Source organism: Bacillus massilinigeriensis, from assembly GCF_900111815.1.
GTDB lineage: Bacteria > Bacillota > Bacilli > Bacillales > Cytobacillaceae > Mesobacillus_C > Mesobacillus_C mediterraneensis.
Genome location: NZ_LT630004.1, coordinates 1,846,293 through 1,870,309 on the forward strand (window position 1 = coordinate 1,846,293; position 24,017 = coordinate 1,870,309).

The following is a 24,017-nucleotide window of genomic DNA, read 5'->3' on the forward strand; positions in this document are numbered from 1 at the left end:
GAGGGGAGACCCAAACAAGGGTTTTGGCAAATTTTTTGAAAGAAAAGTACCCCCGCCAATAAGTACACCATCACTTTGGCGGTATAAGGTGATATGTCCTTGGGCGTGGCCCGGGGTTTCAATGATACTCCATCCGTCAAGACCAGGAATACTTGTTTTTTCATCAATTGCCATACTAATGCGGCGGGGGCTGCAGGAAAACAGCAGCGTCTTTTTCATCCGGCCGATAGCAGGAACAAAATACTCATCTGGTATGCCAAATTGACGGAAAAGCATTGAGTAAAACTCGTCATGATGCTGGATAAATTCAGGCGTTCTTTCAAGCCAACGCTCATTATGAAGGTGGGCATATATTTCAAGCTCTGCAGGAAGGAAATCAAGCAGTCCGACATGATCTGGATGATGATGGGTCAAGATTACCTGCTCAATATCCTCTGGTTGAAGGCGAAGTTCTGCAAGCTGTTCCCGAAAAGCTTCCCAAGCTTTTTTCGTTCTTACACCAGCATCTACAAGCGTAAGCCTGTCGCCTTTAATCAAATAGGAATGAACGTCTCCGACAGGAAACGGAGTAGGCATTGTTAATTTTGCAATTCCATTTTTCCACTGTGACATTCTTTTGCTCCTTAAAAAATGATATTCCCATAAAATGTTCAGGTAAAATTTAGTTTACATGGAATCAGCCGTTATGTCATTATTTTCACATAATATTTTCTGAAAAAACTAATAATTTATTCTTTTGGACTTGACAGATTGTTTGTCCATGCTTCATAATCACAATTAAATTATTAATCAAGCATTGCGATGATCAGGCCAGTAAGCATGAAAATGGCGAAAAGAGAGTGAAGTCCATAGGCTGTAAGACTTCGCCGCCCGCTATCGTGCCCAAACCTACCTGTGAGCTGCCGGGAAAACCCGGACGTGCGCCCCCGTTAACGGGCTTTCGAGCTGCATTTTTCCAAAAGGAAAAATGAATGAAGGTGGTACCACGGAAGTTTCAGACCTTTCGTCCTTTGTACAAGGATGAAAGGTCTTTTTTATTTCATTGACAAAGGAGCGGTAAACATGAAGAAACTTGTATTTGCAGGGGCCGGCTCCATTGCCGAAGCCTTAATATCAGGGATTGTCAAAAGCGATCTGATTGATGGAAAAAACGTGTGGGCGACAAACCGGGGAAATGCAAAAAGGTTGGCAGAACTTGAAAAAAAATATAGAATCTCCACCTCCTATAATGTAAAGGGGTTATATCAGAGAGCGGATGCAGTCGTTCTGGCCATGAAACCAAAGGATGCTGCAAATGCGTTGAAAGAAATCTCTCCATATCTAGAACACGAAACAATGATTATTTCTGTGCTTGCTGGTATATCGATTAGCACAATCGAAAAAGCTGCAGCTCAGCCAATGACAGTTATCAGAGCGATGCCGAATACTTCTGCAGCGATTGGACTCTCTGCAACAGCGCTTGCTTCCAATCGTTTGGCAACAGACTCACAGTTAAAACTGGCAAGGACTTTGTTTGAAACGGTTGGAATTGTTTCCGTCGTAGAGGAGTGTCAGCTTGATGCGGTAACAGGCCTTTCAGGCAGCGGTCCCGCTTATATTTATTATTTAGTAGAGGCGATGGAAAAAAGCGCAGTTGAAATTGGACTCGACCGCAGGCTTGCTAATGATCTTATTGTCCAGACCTTGATTGGGGCTGCGGGAATGCTCTCGAAATCGGAAAAGACGCCTGAACAGTTGCGGACGGAAGTAACCTCTCCTGGCGGCACTACTGAAGCAGGGATTCGTATTCTTGACACACAAGGAGTACAGGATGCTATTATTTCATGTATTAAAGAGGCTTCCCTGCATTCAAGGAAAATGGGAAGTTTGCTTTCACAGCAATTGGAAAAAACCGTCCATCAATGAGACTTATTGTTTCTTCTTTTTCCAAAAAGCCCGTATACTGGGATTATATGTAGAAAGAGAAACCGCAAGGAGGCTAGAAGCATGAATGCAAAGCTATTTACTTCTTATACTGTCAAAAATGTCACATTAAAGAACAGAATTGTGATGGCTCCTATGTGTATGTATTCTTGCATGGAAGAAGACGGCATGATCACGGATTGGCACCATACCCATTATGAAAGCAGAGCGGTCGGCCAGGCAGGCTTGATTATGCTGGAGGCTACAGCAGTTACACCGGAAGGACGGATATCGCCGCAGGACTTAGGCATCTGGAACGACAGCCATGTCTCAGGGCTTTCTGCGCTTACAAAAAAAATTAAGCGGCATGGAGCAAAAGCGGCTATCCAGCTTGCTCATGCAGGGCGAAAGTCCACTGTCCCAGGCGAAATACTTGCGCCTTCAGCGATTCCGTTTGATGAAAGCTACAAACAGCCGAAAGAAATGGATAGAAATGAAGTGAAATTTATCATAAAAAGCTTTGGTGAAGCTGCAGCAAGAGCAGGAAAAGCCGGATTTGACATCATTGAAATTCACGCGGCTCACGGTTACCTTATCAATCAGTTCCTATCTCCACTTACGAACAAAAGAACGGATGAATACGGAGGCTCGGAAGAGAAGCGCTTCCAAATTCTTAAAGAAGTGATCGAACAAGTAAAGGCCGTTTGGAATGGTCCTCTATTTGTTAGGATTTCCGCCCATGACTATACAGAAGGCGGGCTGACACCAGATGATTATGAGAAGATGGCAATCTGGATGAAAGATCTAGGCGTCGATTTAATCGATGTCAGTTCCGGAGCAGTTGTACCGGCAAAGATATCTGTTTATCCAGGCTACCAGGTGAAATTCTCCGAAAAAATTAGGAATAATGCAAATATACCAACAGGGGCAGTCGGTCTCATTACGTCAGGCTTACAGGCGGAAGAAATACTCCAAAATGATAGAGCTGACCTAATTTTTATAGCAAGAGAGCTCCTTCGCGATCCATATTGGCCCCGCACTGCAGCAAAGGAACTGGGTACCGAAATTGCACCTCCAATCCAGTACAGCCGAGGCTGGAGATTCTGACATTTTGAATCTATCCAAAAAAAGAGCCTCCAATGACCGACACATCGGGAAATGGAGGCTCCTCTTCCTAAATAATCATTCCTTTTCAACTCTCTGACGAAAAGGAATGTTCACTTCCATAAAATCTTCAGAGATAACGGTATTAGGGAATACTTCCTGCGCTTGCATTTGAAGCTCTCTCCAATCATTACGGTCATAACGTGAGCTAATATGGGTTAAGACGAGCTTGACAGCACCAGCCTCCAAGGCCGTCTTAGCTGCCTGCAGTGTTGTCGAATGGAAGTACTCGCGAGCCAGCAGCTCTTCTCCCGAAGAAAACGTCGCTTCGTGCACAAGCAGGTCTGCATCCTCTGCCAGCAGCTTTGCGTTTTCACACAGTCTTGTGTCTCCGAGAATCGCAACAACCCTTCCTTTTTGGCTTGGGCCCATAAAAGCCCTTGGAGAAAGGATGCGGCCGTCTTCCAGGATCACTTCTTCCCCTTCTTTGATCTGCTTATAAATAGGTCCCGGTTTTATACCCGCTTCCTTTAACCTATCTGCAAGAAGTGTGCCGGGACGGTCCTTTTCTACTATACGATATCCGTATGAGGGAATTCCATGCTCTAGCAGCTTTGCTTCGACAAGGAACTGATCATCCTCATAAATTTTGCCTTCTTCTATTTCCACCACATTTAGCGAATACTTTAAATAAGTCTTGCAAACATCAAGAGTTACCCTTAAATATTCTTTCATTCCAGGTGGGCCATAAACCGTCACCTCTGAGGTTCCGCCCTGGAAAGACCGGCTTGCAAGAAGTCCGGGAAGCCCATAAAGATGGTCACCGTGAAGGTGGGTGATGAAAACCTTGGAGATTCTCCGCGGCTTAATAGAAGTATGCAGAATCTGATGCTGGGTGCCTTCCCCGCAATCGAATAGCCATATTTCCCCTCGTTCTTCCAGCAACTTGAGGGCGATCGATGTTACGTTTCTTTGTTTGGCTGGAACACCTGCTCCAGTTCCTAGAAAAAATAAATCCATGCAACTATCCCCTTTTGCACCTTTAAGTTTTGCGTTATCACTCTAAAGGCATACTACGCTGTTCCCACTATACCATAATTTCCTTTTGGGAAGGATACCATCCATTGGACACCACGAAGTTCCCGGCGTAACATTTGCTAAATGCGCGTGAAACAGCTAAAATTTTATATTTGAACAGTACTTTTGACGTATACTCCTATACTACATATAAAGAGAGGTCCTTCATTGTGACACAGAACAACAAACCAACTGCACTAATCATGATTTTTGGGGCTACAGGAGATCTAGCAAAAAGAAAACTCTACCCTTCCCTGTACCGCCTCTTCACAAAGGGAAAGCTTGACCGCTTTGCCGTTATTGGAGTAGCGCGGCGAGCTCTCACGAATGAAGCGTTTCAAACTAGCGTTAAGAATTCCATCAATGGGCATGAAACTTCAAATGAAAACGATCGAGTGGAGGAGTTCGTTTCGAAGTTCTATTATCATTCTCACGATGTGACTGATCCCCAATCATACGCTGTTCTGAAAAAAATGGCAGAAGAACTTGACAGCCATTACAACCTTGACGGCAACCGGGTCTTCTATCTAGCAATGGCTCCCGAATTCTTCGGATCGATTGCAGAACATCTCAAAAAAGACGGTCTCACTGATGTCGATGGGTTTAAGCGCCTTGTCATCGAGAAACCATTTGGCCATGACCTGGAAAGTGCAAGAGTCCTAAACCGTCAAATCAGGAAAGCCTTCAAGGAAGATGAAATTTACAGGATTGACCATTACCTCGGTAAAGAAATGGTGCAAAACATCGAAGTGATTCGTTTTGCTAATTCCATCTTCGAACCACTCTGGAACAACCGCTTTATCTCCAATATCCAGATTACCTCAAGCGAGGTGCTTGGCGTGGAAGAGCGAGGGCGCTATTATGAAACGAGCGGAGCGCTGAGGGACATGGTGCAAAACCATATGTTGCAGATGGTCGCACTTCTTGCAATGGAACCGCCAATCCGTCTGACAACAGATGAAATTCGATCAGAAAAAGTACGCGTTTTCCGCGCCCTTAGAACGGTTATAGGGAAAGACGTCAATGATTATTTTGTCAGGGGTCAGTACGGAGAAGGCGACATGAATGGAGAGACTGTCCCTGCTTATCGCGATCAAGATATGGTTGACCAGGAGTCCAATACGGAAACCTTTGTTGCCGGAAAGCTCATGATTGATAATTTCCGCTGGGCAGGTGTGCCTTTTTACATCAGAACAGGAAAAAGAATGGCCGTAAAATCAACGAAAATTGTTGTTGAATTCAAGGATACCCCAATGGATCTTTACAATCGTCAGGAAGGTTCTGTCAGCCCGAATCTTCTTGTCATCCATATTCAGCCGGAAGAAGGAATTACCCTTCATCTTAATGCAAAAAAAGGCCAGCACTCCGGCTCAACTCCAGTCAAGCTGAGTTATGCAAATAAGGGCATGGATGGTCTGAATACACCTGAGGCTTACGAAAAGCTCCTTTACGACTGCTTAAGGGGAGATGCTACAAACTTTACTCATTGGGATGAAGTGGCATTATCATGGAGTTTTGTGGATAATATCTCCGAAGTATGGGAGAACGAAAAAGAAGCGAGCTTCCCTAACTATCATTCAGGATCTATGGGACCTGATGCCTCTGAACAGTTGCTTGAGCGCGATGGCTTCTTCTGGTGGCCTGTTAACAACCTCGATGTAGACAAATGCTGACAAGAAAGTAGGAGAGAAAATGAAAATACATGATATTACAATGCCCATCTACGAAGGAATGCCTGTCTATAAAAACAAACAGGAAAAACAGCCGGAATTAAGGACAAAAACAAATGGACATGTAACCGAGTCTAGACTCTGTCTTGACGTTCATACAGGAACCCATATTGACGCTCCACTGCATATGATGAATGATGGGGAAACCTTTGAATCAATTGCGATTGAAAGGCTTGTTAGACAATGCAAGGTATTTGACATGACAGCAGTAGAAGAAAAAATCACATTGAAGGATATCGAGAACCTTTCGATTGGAGAAGGAGACTTCGTCCTGTTTAAAACGAAAAATTCTTTTGATGAAATCTTCAATTTTGATTTTATTTTTGTGGCGGAAGATGCAGCACGCCATCTCGCTGAAAAAGGAATCAGCGGCGTTGGAATTGATGCACTTGGAATTGAGCGGGCACAAGAAGGACATCCGACCCACCGTACGCTAATGAGCAAAGATATCATCATTATCGAGGGGCTGAGGCTGGGAGAAGTCAAAGCTGGAGAATATCTCATGGTAGCAGCTCCCCTAAAACTGCAAGGGACAGACGCAGCCCCTGCTAGGATACTGCTGATCGAGAATCAATCATAAAAATAAATTTGGCCTCTTGCTCATTGCAAGGGGCCGTTTTTTCGTCATCCTCCAAAAAACAAATCTAGAATATTAGAAGCATTCGAAGACTTTTTATTATAGAATTCTGAATAACCGCAATTTTTACAGTAAATAACAAGAAATTGGTTAGTTTGCAAATCAAATATTTTGGACATTCCAGTTCCAGTCATCGCTACTTCCTTTTGCCCGGCATTTCTGCTTCCGCACTTTAGGCAGCCCTTGCTTTCCATAGGATTACCCCCTCTTTTTCTGTGCTTAATATACGAGCAAAAAAGGAAAAAGTTTCATTTCCACTTCCGAAATAAAAAGCGAGTTTCCAAAGCAATAAGCCCTTTGGAACGCTCGCTTTTTTTGTAACCGTTCAACATCGATTCGCTCCGCTCATCGTGTTTCCTTTGCCGCTCATTAACGGGCAGTAATTTCAAACTGCCCGTAAATGCCCGATTGGCTCATCTAAAACCAGCAAAAAACGCTGGTTAAGATTCGCTTTACCTCAGCCGGATGCCTCCAGGCCGTACGGCGCTTAACGGTTGCCTACGCTTTTCATTTTGTCTAGCTCCGGCAACCAGCGCCTAACGTCCTTCGGCCTTCGCCTCTACGATAAGTCAACATCGATTCGCTCCGCTCATCGTGTTTCCTTTATCTCAGCCGGATGCCTCCAGGCCGTACGGCGCTTAACGGTTGCCTACGCTTTTCATTTTGTCTAGCTCCGGCAACCAGCGCCTAACGTCCTTCGGCCTTCGCCTCTACGATAAGTCAACATCGATTCGCTCCGCTCATCGTGTTTCCTTTATCTCAGCCGGATGCCTCCAGGCCGTACGGCGCTTAACGGTTGCCTACGCTTTTCATTTTGTCCATTCGGTGTGGAAGATTCCTTCCTTATCCACACGCTGATAAGTATGGGCACCGAAATAGTCGCGCTGTGCCTGCAATAGGTTTGCAGGAAGGGTCTCGGTCCTGTAGCTGTCATAGTAAGCAAGAGCAGATGACAAGCATGGTACAGCGATGCCGTTCATCACAGCGGACGATACCACTTGACGAAGCGCATGCTGGTATCCTTCTACAATCTCCTTGAAATACGGATCTAGCAAAAGGTTATTCAAAGCAGGCTCTCTGTCGTACGCATCTTTGATTTTTTGGAGGAACTGAGCCCTGATAATACAGCCGCCTCTAAAAATCATTGCAATATCACCGTATTTTAAATCCCAGCCATATTCTTCAGATGCTGCTCTCATTTGCGCAAAGCCTTGCGCATAAGAGCAGATTTTGCTCATATAGAGAGCTTTCCTGACGGACTCAATAAACGCTTCCTTGTCTCCGCTAAAGGCAGAAGCTTCCGGCCCCTTTAAGAGTTTGCTCGCTGCAATACGCTCTTCTTTCATTGCTGAAATAAACCGGGCAAAGACGGACTCCGTAATAAGCGGAAGGGGAACGCCAAGGTCAAGCGCACTCTGGCTTGTCCATTTACCTGTCCCTTTCTGTCCTGCTGTATCAAGAATAAGGTCAACAAGCGGTTTACCTGTTTCTTCATCGATCTTAGTAAAAATATCTGCAGTAATTTCAATCAAGTAGCTATCCAGCTCGCCTTTATTCCAATTTGCAAATACTTTATGAAGCTCTCCAGCGCTTAGCCCAAGCACACTCTTTAACAAAAAGTATGCTTCTGAAATCAGCTGCATGTCGCCGTATTCAATTCCGTTATGTACCATTTTCACATAATGTCCTGCACCATCTGGACCAATATAGGTTGTGCATGCTTCTCCATCGACTTTTGCAGAAATATCCTTGAAAATCGGCGCAACCAGTTCGTAGGCTTCTCTTTGTCCGCCCGGCATAATAGATGGGCCTTTTAACGCACCTTCTTCGCCTCCAGAAACACCCGTTCCGATAAAATGAAATCCGAGTTCGCTAAGTTCTCTATTTCTCCTTTGTGTATCAGCAAAGAACGTGTTGCCACCATCAATTAGAATATCTCCTTTTTCAAGGTACGGCTTAAGCTGTTCAATGGTTGCATCTGTTGGGCCGCCTGCTTTTACCATCAGCATAATTTTACGAGGCTTTTCAAGCGAATTCACGAATTCCTCCACCGAATAAGCTGGGAAGATGTTTTTACCTTGTGACTCCTTCACCATTTCATCCGTTTTTTCCTTTGAACGATTGTATACCGCAACGGAATATCCTTTGCTTTCCATGTTCCAAGCAAGGTTTTTTCCCATGACGGCCAGTCCGATGACTCCGATTTGTTGTTTCTTCATATGATTTTCTTCCCTTCTGTCTGAAGTCAATATAAGTCATAATGGAATACACTCTAATTTAGCAATAAACAGATTTTCTTGCAAACAATACCTTCCGCTTCCAATTAATCCTTGTCTTCCCGAGGTTTACTTCCCCGAAGGAAGTCTTTGTTGAAACCAGTATCTTGTCCTTTATTTCCGATTACAGCATCGGCTGTACTGATAATGCTCTTTCCAAATTTGTTTCTAAGCTTGGCGAGTGTTTCAAATAGCGGTTCTTTCTTTGCTTCCATTTCATAGGAGAAAAGATCCAATTGCTTCATTGCACTATTTGCTTCCACTAAGTGTCCCGCCGTTACCCCTAACAGCCTGACAGATTCGCCATTCCAGTTGCTAAGAAAGAGTTCTTTCGCAACAGCAAGGATTTCCTCCCTTCTCTGCACAGGATTGACGAGTCTTCGGTTCCTTGTAATCGTTTTTCTATCTTTGTAACGGATGGTAATCGACAGGGACGTCGCAGCTACCTGCTTCCTCTTCATTCTTCCCTCAACCTGCGCAGATAATTTTCGAAACACTGCAATTAGCTCCTGCTGATTGGCTACGTCTCTCGGCAAAGTAGTGGAATTACCAATGCTTTTGAAATCATGGATGGATTGTGGGTCCACTTTCCTTGCATCATTCCCATTGGCTCTTTCTTTCAGTCTCAATCCGTTTATTCCCAGTACTTTTTTTAGCTGAATCTCATTTGCATGTGCAAGGTCACTGATTGTGATGACAGAGATATCCCTGAGCTTTTCTGCAGATTTAACACCAATACCATGCATATCTTCAACAGGACGAGGCCAAAGAATACGGGGAACATCCCTTTTCCGGAGAATGGTGATCCCCATAGGCTTCTTCATGTCTGACGCCATTTTAGCGAGAAACTTATTAGGGGCTATTCCAATGCTGCATGGCAAGTCCAATTCTTCGAGGATTTGCTTTTGAATGCTCTTGGCTATTTCAATGGGAGTACCAAGTTCAGCACTATCCGTAATATCCACATACCCTTCATCGATGGAAACCGGTTCAACAATACTTGAATATTCGCGGAGAATCTCAAACATCGCATTTGAGGCCAACCGATAGCGGTCAAAATTAGGTCTTTTCACGATGAGATCAGGACAGAGTTTTTTTGCTTCCCATAAAGGCATGGTCGTTTTGACTCCCTTGCTCCTCGCTTCATAGCTACATGTAACGATAATTCCCCTGCGTTCTTCCGGATTTCCGGCAATCGCCAGCGGCTTACCCTTCAGTGAAGCATCATATGCCATTTCAACAGAAGCATAAAAACTATTCATATCAACATGCAAAATAACCCGCCCATTTTTAGGATACATTTCCTTCATCCCAACCCACCTCCCGCATCCTTTCCATTTTAGCAAAAATGCAGACATTCTGTCAGGCTCAATAAGAAAACCGCAGCGATTAAGGCCGCGGCAGTAAAAAGGAAATAATCCTCACCATATCGATCTTAGCTCTTTTCCTGCCATTTCACGGGCTGCATTGATTGCTCTTACAGAAAAAATTCGACTGTGGACTGAGCAAAGATAAATTTTGATGATTTTGTGACTTTTTTTATCACTTCGCACTTAGTTGGCTTGTTCCATTTTTTCCACATACTCAGTGACTTCTCCTATCCCATCGAGCGATACAATGAGAAGTTCAGGATCAATCATCATCACCATTCGACCGTCGAAGCTGGCAATCCTCGAGAAAAAACGGTTATTTCCGCTAGCTAAGAGACTGGTCTGTTTCAAATGTTCCACAGGTATTTCCAAGATCTCTCTGGCATCCCGAACCATGATACCTGCTGAAATACCGGAAGTGTTAATAACGATAATCCTCGTTTTTTCATCTTCTTCCGTTTTCCTGCCATACAATACCATTTCGGAATCAATTACAGGAATTAACTCTTCTCTCACCTTTGCAATACCCTTCAAATATTCGGGCATATGAGGCACATGTGTAATGCCCTCCGGTTTTTCAATCGATACCACCGCGAGAATTGGGAGGGCATATTCCTCCGAACCCGCTTGAAATACAACCGCTTGACTGTTTGCTTCCATACTGTCTGCACTTCCTTCACAATAAAATTCGCTTCCTGATAAAATAAATATACCAAAAAAGGAAAAAGAAAGAGCGCAGCCTGGCGCTCTTCTTAAAATTTATGCTTTTGAATTCACAACTTCTTCAATAATAGCCAATACCATTTCACCAAGCTTTTCAAGCTCTTCTATTGGCATTCTTTCGTTTGTAGTATGGATATCTTCATAGCCTACTGCTAAATTAACGGTTGGAATTCCAAAGCCTGCGATAACATTGGCATCACTCCCACCCCCGCTGTTCAACAGCTGGCAGCTGCGGCCAATTTTTGTTGCAGCTTTTCGGCCAATCTCCACCACATGGTCACCTTCGCCAAACTTAAAGCCAGGGTACATGACATGCACTTCCACTTCTGCACGTCCTCCCATCTGTTCAGCGACAGTCTCAAAGGCTTCTTTCATTTTAGCAGCTTGGGCTTCCATTTTTTCGCCAACAAGTGAGCGAGCTTCCGCAAGAATTTCTACATAATCACATACGATATTCGTCTGGGTTCCTCCTTGGAAACGACCGATATTTGCAGTAGTTTCCTCGTCAATCCTCCCAAGCGGCATCTTTGCAATTGCCTTTGCAGCAATGGTGATGGCAGAGATACCTCTTTCAGGGGCAACCCCCGCATGTGCTGTTTTACCGTAAATGACCGCTGAAATTTTCGCTTGAGTAGGAGCCGCGACAATGATGTTACCGACTTTCCCATCACTATCCAGCGCGTAACCGTATTTTGCCGTCACTTTAGCAGGATCTAGTGCTTTTGCTCCCACAAGACCAGATTCTTCACCAACCGTAATGATGAACTGAATTGTCCCATGCGGAATGTTCTGTTCCTTTAGGACACGGACGGTCTCAAGCATAACAGCCAGCCCTGCTTTATCATCTGCTCCCAGGATCGTTGTGCCATCTGTCACCACATATCCATCTTTAATGGACGGCTTAACCCCTTTTGCAGGTATGACTGTATCCATATGGGAGGTAAAATAAATAGGATCCACGCCTTCTTTTGTGCCACTCAGCGTGCAGATGAGATTTCCTGCTCCATGACCAGTATGCTCAGTAGTATCATCTTCAAAAACATCCACTCCAAGGTCAGTGAATTTTTGTTTCAACACTTTTGCGATTTCTGCTTCGTATTTCGTCTCCGAATCAATCTTGACCAATTCTAGAAATTCATTCAATAAACGCTCTTTATTGATCATGTTAATACCTCCAGTTATGTAGATGCAACTCCAGTATACCGCCAGTTTATCCCATCATTCAAATTCTTTTTCCTAAAGAGGGATATTCCCGTGCTTTTTGCCGGGACGTGACTCTTTTTTCGTCCTTAACATCTCCAATGCTTGGATGATTTTAATCCTCGTATCCCTTGGATCAATGACATCATCAACCATTCCCCTGCTTGCCGCTACATAGGGGTTAGCAAATTTTTCTCGGTATTCATTGATTTTTTGTTCTCGCACAGCCTCCGGGTTCGCGCTGTTCTGAATTTCCCGAGCAAAAATGATATTGGCAGCTCCCTGTGGCCCCATGACAGCAATTTCCGCATTCGGCCAAGAAAACACAAGATCCGCTCCGATCGATTTACTGTTCAATGCAACATACGCCCCGCCATAGGCTTTCCGTAAGATCACTGTAAGCTTAGGCACCGTCGCTTCCGAGTATGCATAAAGAATCTTCGCACCATGACGGATAATCCCCCCATGTTCCTGTTTTATTCCCGGGAAGAATCCTGTTACATCCTCGAATGTAATAATCGGGATATTGAAGGAATCACAAAAGCGTATGAACCGAGCTGCCTTATCAGAAGAATCAATGTCCAACCCGCCAGCCATAAACTTCGGCTGGTTACACACAAGACCGACGACTTCCCCCTTCACTCTTGCAAGTCCGATCACAATGTTTTTCGCAAAATCCTTTTGAATCTCAAGGAAACTTTCCTCATCTACAACCTGCTCAATCACTTTGCGGACATCATAAGGCCGGACTGCATCAAATGGCACAACATCCGTTAAATCCGGACGGTAATCATCCAAGCTGTCTGCTTCAAGCCGCGGTGGTTTTTCTTCATAGCTCTGAGGCAGGTAGTTAAGAAGCGCCCTTACCATTTCAAGAGTTTCTTCCTCTGACTCTGCACGGAAATGCGCATTCCCGCTGATCGTATTATGTACCCGTGCACCGCCAAGGTCCTCCGAAGAAATCTTCTCTCCTGTCACCGTTTCAATCACTTTCGGTCCTGTGATGAACATTTGACTTGTTTTCTCCACCATGAAGACGAAATCAGTGATAGCAGGGGAATATACGGCTCCACCTGCACATGGGCCCATAATGACAGAGATTTGTGGTATAACACCGGAATAAATAGAGTTCCGGTAGAAAATTTGTCCATAACCATCAAGGGATACAACACCCTCTTGGATCCTTGCTCCACCTGAATCGTTCAAGCCAATGAATGGAGCACGATTTTTGGCCGCCAAATCCATTACATTTGCAATTTTTTTCGCGTGCATTTCCCCTAGTGCTCCACCAAAAACGGTAAAATCCTGTGAAAACAAGTATATAGGACGTCCATTTACCTTGCCGTACCCAGTTACAACACCATCCCCAGGTCCTTTTTGATTCTCAAGACCAAAGTCCGAACAGCGATGTTCAATGAAAGGGTTGAGCTCAATGAAACTGCCTGGGTCAACAAGAAGCTCGATCCTTTCCCTTGCCGTTAGCTTTCCTTTTTCGTGCTGCTTTTCTATTCTCTCGTCACCGCCGCCCAATTCGATTTCCCGCTTGCGGTCATATAGTTCATTAATATCGTTGTATATATCACTCATGGCCCTCTCCCTCTTTTTTCTCGCAGAGTTCAAATAAAACGCTTCCAGTAGACTTAGGATGCATGAAGGCCACCAATGCATTTCCTGCACCTGTCTTAGGAGTGTCATGAATCATGAATATTCCTTTTTCACTTATTTCTTTAATCCTATCTTCTATGGACTCTACCCCTAGTGCCACATGATGGATTCCTTCGCCCCGTTTTTCAATAAACTTTGCTACAGGGCTTTCTTGATCAGTCGGTTCTAATAACTCGATTTTCGTTTCACCAACTTTTATAAAAGCCACTCTCACCTTTTGGCTCTCCACGTTTTCGACCCCTGCCAATTCAAGCTGAAGGACGTCCGTATAGAATGGAAGGGACTGCTCTAGCGATTTGACAGCCACTCCGATATGATCGACCTTGTTAATCATCCCATTCCCTCCAAACAAAATACAATTCAAAATAAAGACAATCATTTGATTATTCGACAAAAAAGACGAAAACCCTTCTTTTACATGCAGGTTGTTGAATTCCAAACTAGCATGTAAAATAGTAGACAAGCATAGTATAAGGAGGAATTTTGTGTGGGAAACAAAAAGATGCGAAAATTTATCGTTTATACGATGCTTTTGGTCATGCTTGCTTCCACTCTGCTGCTCGGAATATCTTCTTTCATGTGAGACGGACATTTCAACTGCCTTGAAGGTATAATGTGAGGACAGAATTACTGAAGCAATTTTCCAAAATAGTAGAAATGATAAGGGACTTTCCACTATCGAGTATTCGACAATTGGAAAGCCCCTTTTTTCATCTTCCTATACATATATATTTATGCCTTAGCAAGCTTACCTGCACTACGCAAACCCTTAAAAGAACGCTTCAAAAGAAGAAAGGATTCCATCTCATTTAAAAAATTGAGCAAGGCTGCCCTCGCTTCAAATTCTTCCCTTGATTTCGGCAGCTCCATGTTTTCAAATTCCTTCCTCATCCTCATTAACTTTTCCAAATGATAGAGCACCTTGTTCCCAGGATTAATTCCTTCGGAAAGGGTCTCTACGAAAGCAGCAACCATCTTAGCCTGCTCCACCTGATGAGGAATGGAAGTAACTGCTGGAAGTACTCTTTCAATGATGTCAAATTGCTTCTCACGAATTTTAAAGTATTGGTAGTATAGGTCATCATCTCTAAAGAAATGATTTTCGATATCTTGAAAGGACAATGTCTTCGCTTCATTGATAAGCCTTGCGGTCTCAGGCAGCTCTCTCCCATCCCAGTTGCTATCCCCACATTCAAGATACTTAGAAATTTCCTTCAATATCATTCGGAAGTTTTCTTCAATCTCCCTCCTATACGTTTCCAGCCTATCTTCTGAACTTGGCATATACAGATTCATAACTAAAGCGACCCCTATTCCGACAGTAATCAGGCCTAACTCCTCCATGAGAAAACCTGAAGTAACCCTTCCATTCATATAAATATGAAGAATGATGACACTGCTCGACACAATCCCTTCACTTGCTCCCGCCTTCACGGCAGTTGGAATGAAGAAAAGGAGCATAAGGCCGATGACAAGAGGATGATAGGAAAGCACTTCAAAAAAAGCGACAGAAAATATGATGGCAATGGCACAGGCGAGAAATCTCGACCAAGCAGCCTTCAATGATTGTTTCTTTGTAACCTGTATGCATAGGATGGTGATAATACCAGCAGAGGCGAAGTTTTGAAAGCCAAAGTATTGTGCAATCATCATGGACAGAACCGTGCCGAGTGCTGTTTTGACTGTTCGATAACCAATCTTGAATTTCATAAAATACTCCCGACAATGATTTTCATTCATTATATAACAATCACGCAAAAGACGAAAATGTTTATCCTTTTTTACGTGAAAGAGAAAGCAGCAACACGGATTCCTTTTATAAAAAAGATTCCCGCATTGCTGCATTTTTCAGTTCACTGATTTCTATTCTTTTTCCGATCCTATAACAGCTTTTCCAAAAACTCTTTTGCTCTTTTGCTTTTGGGAGAATGAAAGAACGCATCAGGAGAAGCGTCTTCGATTAACCGGCCGCCATCAAGGAAAAGGACTCGATCAGCGGCTTCCCTTGCAAAGCCCATTTCATGCGTGACAATAATCATGGTCATGCCGCTATGGGCAAGCGACTTCATCACCTCAAGCACTTCTTTCACCATTTCCGGATCAAGCGCTGAAGTAGGTTCATCAAAAAGCATAATAGCAGGCTCCATTGCCAGTGCCCTGGCAATCGCAACCCTTTGCTTCTGGCCACCTGAAAGTCTTGTTGGATATTCCGAAGCCTTATCGGAAAGCCCAACTTTTGTTAAAAGGTCGCGAGCCCTCCCTTCCGCATCTTGCCTTCTAACCCCCCTTACACGAATGGGAGCATACATTATATTTTGCAGGACATTCATATGCGGAAAAAGGTGAAAGTGTTGGAATACCATGCCGATATTTTCCCGTACCTTCGAAATACTGGTTGCTTTATCAGTAATATCCTTTCCATTGATGGATATATAGCCATCATTCGCTTCTTCTAAAAGGTTGAGGCAGCGAAGAAAAGTAGATTTTCCTGAACCAGATGGACCGATGACGGCTACCACTTCCCCCTCTTTTATACTAACATCGATACCTTTTAAAACTTCCAGTCTGCCAAAAGATTTATGCAATTTATGCACTTTAATCACACTGCCTCATCCTCCTCTCAACAATTTTACCAAGCAGCGTGAGAGCCATTACAAGGCAATAATAAATCAAGCCAGCAAACATCAATGGTTCAAGAAACCGAAACTTATCTCCTCCTACAATATAGGCGCGCCTCATCACATCTGTAACTGCTATCGTGGAAACGATCGCTGACTCTTTTGTCAAGGTAATAAATTCATTTATAAGTGCTGGCAGGATATTTTTCAAAGCCTGTGGCAGGATTATATCTTTCATCCTGCTTTTATATGGAATACCTAATGCCATTGCTGCTTCTGTCTGTCCCTTGTCTACCGCAAGTATTCCCGCCCTGATGATTTCAGAAATATAGGCAGCAGAGTTCAAGGCAAAGGAGATAACAGCTGCGGTATACGGCTCAATTTCATAACCTATGATTTGCGGTGCTCCATAGTAAATGAGCATAAGCTGTAAAATTAATGGTGTTCCCCTAAATATCGATGTATAGATGTCAGCAAGCAAGACTAAAACTTGCAATCTACTAATTTTCAGGAGTGCCAGCAAGATCCCGAACAGAAATCCGAGCAGCCCGGAAACGAGGACAATCTCAAGCGTTACAACTACTCCTTTTAAGATATAGGGGAGGGATGGAACTAAGGCTGTAAAATCAAGGTTCATGCAAAGTCCGTTCCTCTCTGTCATAATAATGCTGTCTTATTTTCCGCCAAACCATTTCACAACAAGCTTGTCCACTTCGCCATTTGATAGCTTTTCTTTCAGCACGCTGTTAAATTCTTTTGTGAGTTCACTATTTTTCGGGAAAGCAATAGCAGAACCAGCTTCTTCATCATTTCCTTTAATCGCAGCCCCATAAAGGTCAGGGTTCTTTTTAAAATAGCCATTTGCAACAGTATCTTCTATTATTACTGCATCCACTCTCCCTGATTTGAGCTCCTGTATTAGCTCCGGAATACGATTTCGTGTTTCGATTTTCAAATCGAGTAATTTTGCCAATTCTTTTGCTTTATCTTCCTGAATCGAAGCCAACTGAACTCCGACTGTTTTCCCTTTTAAACTGCTTTCTGATTTCATTTTGCTCTTTTTTTGTGAAACGATCATGTGCCTCGCTGTATAATATACATCACTGAAATCAACGCTTTTCTTTCTATCATCAGTAGGTGTCATTCCAGCCATGACAAAGTCAATCTGATTTGCCTGCAACGCAGGAATAAGGCCGTTAAAATCAATATCCTTCACTTCTACTTCATAACCAAGTTCGCCTGCTACAAGTTTTGCAAGATCAATATCAAAACCAATAATTTCATCGCTTTTTGCTGTATCAACAAACTCAAATGGTGGGTAATCAGAAGAGGTGCCCATCGTTAGCACTTTTTTCTCCTCACCTTCCGTACTTGATGCTTTCATTTTTGATTCCTTACTACTACCGCACGCAGCTAACAGAAAAATTAGCGTTACTGCGAGGAGCATACTAACTGCCTTCTTCATTTTTTGTTTTCCCCCTATAGCTTATGAATTCATATTTATAACTTTAAATGAATTTTAACACAAATTAATATTTATGCAATATGATTTTTAAATATACATATTTTTTCGAGCATAACAGCTAAAATGAAGACATGGAGCATACTCTAAAAAAACACCTTGAACGTAAAAAAGGGTTCAGAATAATGAATTCTGAACCCCTTCTGGGTTTATAACTGCATCATTGTGTATAATCTATACTTCCTCACAATAACGATCAAATGCTTTTTGCAGCTTTGCGACAACTGCTGCCGGATCGTGCCCTTCTATTTCATGGCGTTCGACCATCGTTAAAATCTGACCATCCTTCAACAAAGCGAAAGAAGGGGAAGATGGCGGATAACCTGTGAAATAATTCCTGGCTTTCGCAGTTGCCTCTTTATCTTGACCGGCAAAAACGGTAACAAGCTGATCTGGACGGCGATCATAATGAACAGCATGAGCAGCAGCCGGACGAGCGATTCCTCCCGCACATCCGCACACTGAATTAATCATTACAAGGGTAGTACCTTTTTTCTCCAGTGTTTCTTCAACCTCTTCAGGCGTCTTAAGTTCGCTATAGCCCGCAGCAACAATTTCTTGACGTGCCTGGCGAACAACGTCATTCATAAACAAATTAAAATCCATATTCAATACGCTCACTCCTTTGTGTGGCCTGGTGTCAAATACCTTCCTCTAATATAACAATATAAACATCATTATTTCAATTGAGAAGTTTTATCATCGTGTTTAAAGAAATCCACAGCGGGGTATTTAATTTCTAGTGCCAACACGATACCCTTAACTCCCTAAATGGAAGGACAGCGCGGATTGCGCTGTCCCTTCTTTTTTAAGAGAAGCCCTTAAAGAAAACACGGAACAATTCGTCCACCGCAGAAGCAACAGGTTTTGTCCCTGCAATCACTTCATTCTCGACTTTTGGAAGCAGTGCCTTCACTTCGGGCTGCTGATAAAAACTAAATTCCAGCCTGTCAGAAATGAGGGCGTGAATCCATTCCCTTGATTGTTCACGCCTTCTTTCATAGAAGACTCCAGATTCTTTTGTATTGCTCTCGAATTCCTCCAACATCCCCCAAACTCCAGGAATGCCATCACCAGTCACCGAAGAACATGCTAAGGCCCTTGATTCCCAACCTTTAGTTGCCGGCTGAAGAAAATGGAGGATCCTTCGATATTCCTCAGCCGTTTTATTGGCAATTGGAATATTGGAACCATCTGCTTTATTAACGAGCACTAAATCCGCGATTTCCATAATGCCCTTTTTCATCCCTTGAAGTTCGTCTCCTGCTCCTGTCAGAGCGAGCAGCATGAAGGCATCGACCATGCCTCTGACTAGAATCTCACTTTGGCCAACTCCCACTGTTTCCACGAGAACGATATCAAATCCTGCCGCTTCACAAAGAAGCATCGTTTCCCGCGTCTTCCGATGAACTCCCCCAAGCTTTCCTCCTGAAGGAGATGGGCGTATAAATGCACGAGGATTAACAGAAAGCTTCTCCATCCTTGTCTTATCCCCAAGAATGCTTCCTCCCGTTAAGGACGAAGTTGGGTCGACTGCAAGAACTGCCACCTTGTGTCCAAGATGGCAAAGATAGGTTCCAAATGCCTCAATAAACGTGCTCTTTCCTGCTCCTGGAACACCGGTGATACCAATCCTCATCGATTTTCCCGTTCTCGGCTGAAGCAGCCTCAGCAGCTCTTGAGCCTGATCAAAGTGCCTCTTAGCATTGCTTTCCACAAGCGTTATTGCACGTGCCAGCGCAACTCTGTCCCCTTTTAGTATGTCTTTAGCAAGATCTGCCGGTAAAGGACCTTGAACAGCATCCTTCTTAACGAATCTGCCAGGACGACCATTTCTTTTGCCCTCATTCACAGGTGTAACGATACCCTTTTTAATTTCCCCGACAAAGTGTTCAGAACTATCAGGATCATACCAGTCCGGTTTTCTATTCTTTCCCATACTATCTTGCCACTTCCTCGTAGCCAAGCTTCCTATATATGCATTCAATGACTTTCTGAGCTGCAATGGGAATAACCGTTCCCGGACCGAAGATTGCTGCAGCACCGTTATCAAGAAGAAATTGATAATCCTGTGCAGGAATGACTCCCCCAATGAAAACAACAATATCTTCTCGACCCAGCTTTTTCAATTCGCTTACAAGCTGAGGAAGCAAGGTTTTATGGCCTGCTGCCAGCGAGCTGAAACCGACCGCGTGCACATCATTCTCTACAGCCTGCTTTGCCGTTTCTTCGGGTGTTTGAAAAAGCGGACCGATATCCACGTCAAATCCAACATCAGCAAAGGCAGTAGCAATAATTTTTGCACCTCGATCATGCCCATCCTGCCCCATTTTAGCGATCAGGATTCTTGGTCTCCTGCCTTCGTTTTCCAGGAATTCGCCGGTCATTTCCTTGATTTCCTCTATTGCTTCTTCATTGGAATAGGCTGCACTGTATACCCCGCTGATCGAGCGTATTACTGCTTTATGCCTGCCGCATGCTTCTTCGACAGCATCACTAATCTCCCCGAGCGTTGCTCTTGCACGCGCGGCTCGAACCGCGTATTCAAGCAAATTTCCTTTTCCTGTTCTTGCTGCTTCAGCAAGCTGTTGAAGGGCTTCGCACACCACACTTTCATCACGGTCTCTTTTCAATTTTTCAAGACGTTCAATTTGTTTTTGGCGGACTGCGCTATTATCGATATCAAGAATATCGAGCGGTTCTTCTTGCTGAAGGCGATAGCGATTGACCCCAATAATTGCTTCCTTGCCTGAATCAATTTGCGCCTGCCTCCTCGCAGCAGCCTCCTCTATTCTCATTTTTGGCAAGCCCGTTTCGATTGCTTTAGCCATGCCGCCAAGCTCCTCGATTTCTTCAATATGTTTCCACGCGCGTTCCGCTAGCTGTGCTGTCAGTTTTTCCACATAGTAACTTCCCGCCCATGGGTCTATTACTTTTGTGATGCCTGTTTCTTCTTGAAGATAAAGCTGGGTATTACGTGCGATTCGTGCAGAGAAATCCGTAGGCAATGCGATCGCTTCATCCAAGGCATTCGTATGAAGGGATTGCGTGTGTCCCATAGCAGCTGCATGGGCTTCCACTAATGTCCTTATGACATTATTGTAAGGATCCTGTTCGGTTAGACTCCAGCCTGAAGTTTGGGAATGCGTCCGCAGTGCCATCGACTTTGGATTTTGCGGATTGAAGGACTTCATGATTTTAGCCCATATTTGCCTTCCTGCCCGCATTTTCGCAATTTCCATGAAATAATTCATGCCGATTGCCCAAAAGAAGGAAAGCCTCGGAGCGAAAGAATCAATGCTAATACCAGCTTTTTGGCCTGTCCTGACATACTCCAGCCCATCTGCAAGCGTATAGGCAAGTTCAATGTCAGCAGGTGCTCCTGCTTCCTGCATATGATAGCCTGAAATACTGATACTATTGAATTTAGGCATATATTTGGATGTATACTCAAAGATATCCGCAATAATTTTCATTGACATTTCCGGCGGATAAATATAGGTGTTCCTTACCATATATTCTTTCAAGATATCATTTTGTATCGTACCGGAAAGCTTATCCTGTGTCACACCCTGTTCTTCGGCTGTAACGATAAAAAAAGCAAGCACCGGGAGCACCGCACCATTCATGGTCATCGACACAGACATTTGGTCTAGGGGAATTCCGTCAAACAAAATCTTCATATCGAGGACAGAGTCGATGGCAACCCCTGCTTTACCAACATCTCCCACTACCCTCGGGTGGTCAGAATCATATCCCCTATGAGTAGCAAGGTCAAACGCAACGGATAAACCTTTTTGCCCCATTGCAAGGTTTCTACGATAAAATGCATTGCTTTCCTCTGCAGTTGAAAACCCGGCATACTGTCTCACTGTCCATGGCCTGTTTACATACATTGCAGGATAAGGACCCCTTGTATAAGGAGGCAAACCAGGAAAGTTCTGATCTAACGGTAAATTCTCCACGTCTTCCTGTGTATAAACAGGCTTTAGCTTAATGCCTTCATTAGTTTCAAAAAGGAGCTCGTCGAACTTCCGACCTGCTTCCTCTTCCATCTTTTTTTTCCATTCCTCTTTCGAAATCGCGGTATCAGAAAAAAGATTTACAGCTTTGAAATTTGGCTTATTCACCTTTCGTCACCTCCATCTCAGTCAAGAGTGTGTTCAGCAAAGACAGACTGCCGCTTTGCATGTGGATAAAACCATCCACGCCAGCTGCAATCCATGTTTCTCTTTCTTCTATGGCCGGAAGTCCTGCGAGGAAAACCTTTGACTCCGGTAAAACAGCCTTTATATTTTTCAGCAGTGCTATGCCATATTCCTTATACTGTTCATCTTTTCCACAAATGCAAAAATGTCGTAATCCTGTCGACTTCATCCACTCAATGGCTATGCTCACATCTTCAAGCACTGGATGGCGCTCCGAAGCTATACCACCCGCTGCAAGAAACCCAGCAACAAAGTCTGCTCTAGCTTTATGTTTCGATGGTTCGCCTAGACAAAGCAAACCTGCTGCCGGACGTTTCTCTGTCTGCTTGCGAATTTTCAAAGACTTATTCTTCAATGATTCAAATGGAGCTGCAAGCCTCTCTTGAACAAGGGGAGTGAATAGATTGCAGTTACCTAACTCCTTCAGCGAAAATTTCATCTCTTTTTCTTCTCTAATGAGTGACAGACACTCATCAAGTGTTTTTTCTGTGTAAAATTTCTCTGATGAAATTGCTGCTTCTGCTTGGGCAGGCTCTTCGTTAGGATTTGAATAAATATTCGTGCCGATAATGCTTTGTTTGCGAAGGTCAATGTCTTTATTCCTGGTGTCTCTTGTCTCGGCAATTTGCTCTTGTAACATACCCGATTTCAACGCTTCAAGCATTCCTCCTGCATCCTCCATATACAAAAAGAGCTTCCACGCTTCTTCTGCAAGCGTCCTTGTCAAGCTTTCTATATACCAAGAACCTCCTGCAGGATCTGCTACTTTTTCAAGAAGCGCTTCCTCTTTCAGAATGCTATGAGTGTTTCCTGCAATCCGCTCGGAGAACAATGTTGAGGCACCAATAGTGTTATCAAAGCTCCCTATTTCTAAAAATTGCACTCCTCCAAGCACTGCCGCAAATGCTTCATTACCGGCCCGAAGCAGATTGACATAAGGATCATAAATGGTTTTAGTAAAGATGGAGGTTTCTGCGGAAATAACACTTTTCCCCCATTGAGAGTCTGCTCCAAACGCTTCTGCTGCTTTAGACCATAGAAGCCTGGCAGCTCTGAATTTGGCAGTTTCCATAAAGAAATTTGCACCAGTTGAGAAGTGAAAAGCTATTTTCGACATTGCTTTTTCCAGTTCCCAGCCTTGTTCCAGCAGTCTTCGAATGTAATAGACACTTGTGGAAACGGCAATGGCAAGCTCCTGTACTGCATTCGCACCTGCATTGTGATAAGGGCTAACATCTACCAAGACTGTTCTGACATTCGGAAGCAATCCAGAAGCTTTACCTATCATCTCTCCCCAGTCTTTAAAAAACGCATCTTCGTCAGCAGGAAAGGAGCCAAAAATAGCCGCTTCCGCTATTACATCTGCTGCAATAATCCCATTGGTTCTTTCTCCAATGCCCGAAGCAATGACTGCTGCTAGCATAGGCTTTAATAATCCCTTTGGCCTGAGACAGAATGTCCCTCCATCACCGTGTATATTTAAAATATCTGATAGCTTCTTCGTATCGGAAAAGAGCTTTGGATTGACATGGAAAGAGACCGTAGTTTGTCCCCTCGAAAAAGCTTCCGCTAGCTTCGTTTTTAGTTCCTCCAAGTCACTCCAAGAAACGGGATTAGCGTTATGCCACCCCTTCGCTGCATAACCAGCAGCATTGATTCCTCTTCTGTACGAAGGAAACCCAGGGAATTCTTCATAAGGTTGAGCGTCTCCGGCTGTATACAATGGCTTTAGTCTAATATTTTCGTATGTATGACTATAAAGGCAATCCAAAGGCTTCCCTTTGAGAGATGCTTCAGCAGCTTGTTCCCAATCCTCAAGCGACACTTCCGGGAATTCGGTATTTTGCATGTTCTTCACACTCATCATCCGCTGCCCGAATTGGACAGCCTCCCCCCCTTCGTTAAATTGCATTAAAATTCAAATATTTTCGACCATCTTTATTTTAGTACAATAATGCAAAACTGACAACGGAGCCTTATTAGGG

At 43.8% G+C, this 24,017-nt stretch carries 22 protein-coding genes; 5 read left to right on the forward strand and 17 right to left on the reverse strand.

Features of this window, described 5'->3' with window-relative positions; all coding sequences use genetic code 11:
• Window positions 1–612, reverse strand: a 612-nt coding sequence (locus tag BQ5796_RS09705; protein ID WP_141769954.1) for an MBL fold metallo-hydrolase, incomplete at its 3' end; no start/stop codon positions are given.
• 450 nt (window positions 613–1,062) lie between these two features.
• Between BQ5796_RS09705 and proC the strand changes: the two genes are divergently transcribed.
• On the forward strand, window positions 1,063–1,905 hold the full coding sequence (gene proC, locus BQ5796_RS09710; RefSeq protein WP_071460049.1) for a pyrroline-5-carboxylate reductase: 843 nt from the start codon (window positions 1,063–1,065) through the stop codon (window positions 1,903–1,905).
• An 81-nt stretch (window positions 1,906–1,986) separates the two neighbouring features.
• Window positions 1,987–3,009, forward strand: a complete 1,023-nt coding sequence (namA, locus tag BQ5796_RS09715; protein ID WP_071460050.1) for an NADPH dehydrogenase NamA — start codon at window positions 1,987–1,989, stop codon at window positions 3,007–3,009.
• A gap of 75 nt (window positions 3,010–3,084) precedes the next feature.
• Here the strand turns inward: namA and rnz are convergent, their stop codons facing one another.
• Window positions 3,085–4,026 carry a ribonuclease Z gene (gene rnz, locus BQ5796_RS09720; protein ID WP_071460051.1) on the reverse strand — a complete coding sequence of 314 codons (942 nt, stop codon included), beginning with the start codon at window positions 4,024–4,026 and terminating at the stop codon, window positions 3,085–3,087.
• A gap of 227 nt (window positions 4,027–4,253) precedes the next feature.
• Between rnz and zwf the strand changes: the two genes are divergently transcribed.
• A complete protein-coding gene (gene zwf, locus BQ5796_RS09725) occupies window positions 4,254–5,756 on the forward strand; it encodes a glucose-6-phosphate dehydrogenase (RefSeq protein ID WP_074033942.1) in 1,503 nt (500 codons plus the stop codon).
• Between the two features lie 19 nt (window positions 5,757–5,775).
• Window positions 5,776–6,393 carry a cyclase family protein gene (locus BQ5796_RS09730; RefSeq protein WP_071460052.1) on the forward strand — a complete coding sequence of 206 codons (618 nt, stop codon included), beginning with the start codon at window positions 5,776–5,778 and terminating at the stop codon, window positions 6,391–6,393.
• 44 nt (window positions 6,394–6,437) lie between these two features.
• Here the strand turns inward: BQ5796_RS09730 and BQ5796_RS09735 are convergent, their stop codons facing one another.
• From BQ5796_RS09735 to mce, 7 genes are all read right to left on the reverse strand, one after another.
• Entirely contained in the window at window positions 6,438–6,644 is a 207-nt protein-coding gene (locus BQ5796_RS09735) for a zinc ribbon domain-containing protein (protein ID WP_071460053.1), read from the reverse strand.
• Between the two features lie 615 nt (window positions 6,645–7,259).
• Entirely contained in the window at window positions 7,260–8,669 is a 1,410-nt protein-coding gene (gene gndA, locus BQ5796_RS09740; RefSeq protein WP_071460054.1) for an NADP-dependent phosphogluconate dehydrogenase, read from the reverse strand.
• 104 nt (window positions 8,670–8,773) lie between these two features.
• Window positions 8,774–10,036, reverse strand: a complete 1,263-nt coding sequence (locus BQ5796_RS09745) for a DNA polymerase IV (RefSeq protein WP_071460055.1) — start codon at window positions 10,034–10,036, stop codon at window positions 8,774–8,776.
• A gap of 243 nt (window positions 10,037–10,279) precedes the next feature.
• A complete protein-coding gene (locus tag BQ5796_RS09750) occupies window positions 10,280–10,756 on the reverse strand; it encodes a chemotaxis protein CheW (RefSeq protein WP_071460056.1) in 477 nt (158 codons plus the stop codon).
• 99 nt (window positions 10,757–10,855) lie between these two features.
• Entirely contained in the window at window positions 10,856–11,983 is a 1,128-nt protein-coding gene (locus tag BQ5796_RS09755; protein WP_071460057.1) for a M20/M25/M40 family metallo-hydrolase, read from the reverse strand.
• A gap of 72 nt (window positions 11,984–12,055) precedes the next feature.
• On the reverse strand, window positions 12,056–13,606 hold the full coding sequence (locus tag BQ5796_RS09760; RefSeq protein WP_071460058.1) for an acyl-CoA carboxylase subunit beta: 1,551 nt from the start codon (window positions 13,604–13,606) through the stop codon (window positions 12,056–12,058).
• On the reverse strand, window positions 13,599–14,018 hold the full coding sequence (gene mce, locus BQ5796_RS09765) for a methylmalonyl-CoA epimerase (RefSeq protein WP_071460059.1): 420 nt from the start codon (window positions 14,016–14,018) through the stop codon (window positions 13,599–13,601). The genes BQ5796_RS09760 and mce overlap by 8 nt, the downstream gene beginning before the upstream one ends.
• Before the next feature lie 153 nt (window positions 14,019–14,171).
• Between mce and prli42 the strand changes: the two genes are divergently transcribed.
• Entirely contained in the window at window positions 14,172–14,267 is a 96-nt protein-coding gene (gene prli42, locus BQ5796_RS18135) for a stressosome-associated protein Prli42 (RefSeq protein ID WP_159430997.1), read from the forward strand.
• A 149-nt stretch (window positions 14,268–14,416) separates the two neighbouring features.
• Here the strand turns inward: prli42 and BQ5796_RS09770 are convergent, their stop codons facing one another.
• The 8 genes from BQ5796_RS09770 to BQ5796_RS09805 all read right to left on the reverse strand — a co-directional run bounded on the left by BQ5796_RS09770 (window position 14,417) and on the right by BQ5796_RS09805 (window position 23,881).
• Complete coding sequence (locus tag BQ5796_RS09770; RefSeq protein WP_071460060.1) at window positions 14,417–15,394, reverse strand: aromatic acid exporter family protein; 978 nt, start codon at window positions 15,392–15,394, stop codon at window positions 14,417–14,419.
• A gap of 170 nt (window positions 15,395–15,564) precedes the next feature.
• Window positions 15,565–16,287, reverse strand: coding sequence for an amino acid ABC transporter ATP-binding protein (locus BQ5796_RS09775; RefSeq protein ID WP_071460061.1), 723 nt, complete (start codon window positions 16,285–16,287; stop codon window positions 15,565–15,567).
• Window positions 16,280–16,939, reverse strand: a complete 660-nt coding sequence (locus BQ5796_RS09780) for an amino acid ABC transporter permease (protein ID WP_071460062.1) — start codon at window positions 16,937–16,939, stop codon at window positions 16,280–16,282. The genes BQ5796_RS09775 and BQ5796_RS09780 overlap by 8 nt, the downstream gene beginning before the upstream one ends.
• Before the next feature lie 36 nt (window positions 16,940–16,975).
• Window positions 16,976–17,767, reverse strand: a complete 792-nt coding sequence (locus tag BQ5796_RS09785; RefSeq protein WP_071460063.1) for a transporter substrate-binding domain-containing protein — start codon at window positions 17,765–17,767, stop codon at window positions 16,976–16,978.
• 231 nt (window positions 17,768–17,998) lie between these two features.
• Entirely contained in the window at window positions 17,999–18,436 is a 438-nt protein-coding gene (locus BQ5796_RS09790; protein WP_071460064.1) for a BrxA/BrxB family bacilliredoxin, read from the reverse strand.
• 196 nt (window positions 18,437–18,632) lie between these two features.
• Window positions 18,633–19,763 carry a methylmalonyl Co-A mutase-associated GTPase MeaB gene (gene meaB / locus BQ5796_RS09795; protein ID WP_071460065.1) on the reverse strand — a complete coding sequence of 377 codons (1,131 nt, stop codon included), beginning with the start codon at window positions 19,761–19,763 and terminating at the stop codon, window positions 18,633–18,635.
• Window position 19,764: 1 nt separating this feature from the next.
• Window positions 19,765–21,954: a methylmalonyl-CoA mutase gene (scpA, locus tag BQ5796_RS09800; protein WP_071460066.1), complete on the reverse strand. Its 2,190-nt coding sequence runs from the start codon at window positions 21,952–21,954 to the stop codon at window positions 19,765–19,767.
• Window positions 21,947–23,881 carry a methylmalonyl-CoA mutase family protein gene (locus BQ5796_RS09805; RefSeq protein ID WP_234969378.1) on the reverse strand — a complete coding sequence of 645 codons (1,935 nt, stop codon included), beginning with the start codon at window positions 23,879–23,881 and terminating at the stop codon, window positions 21,947–21,949. Before BQ5796_RS09805 ends, scpA begins: the two co-directional genes overlap by 8 nt.
• Window positions 23,882–24,017 lie beyond the last annotated feature (136 nt).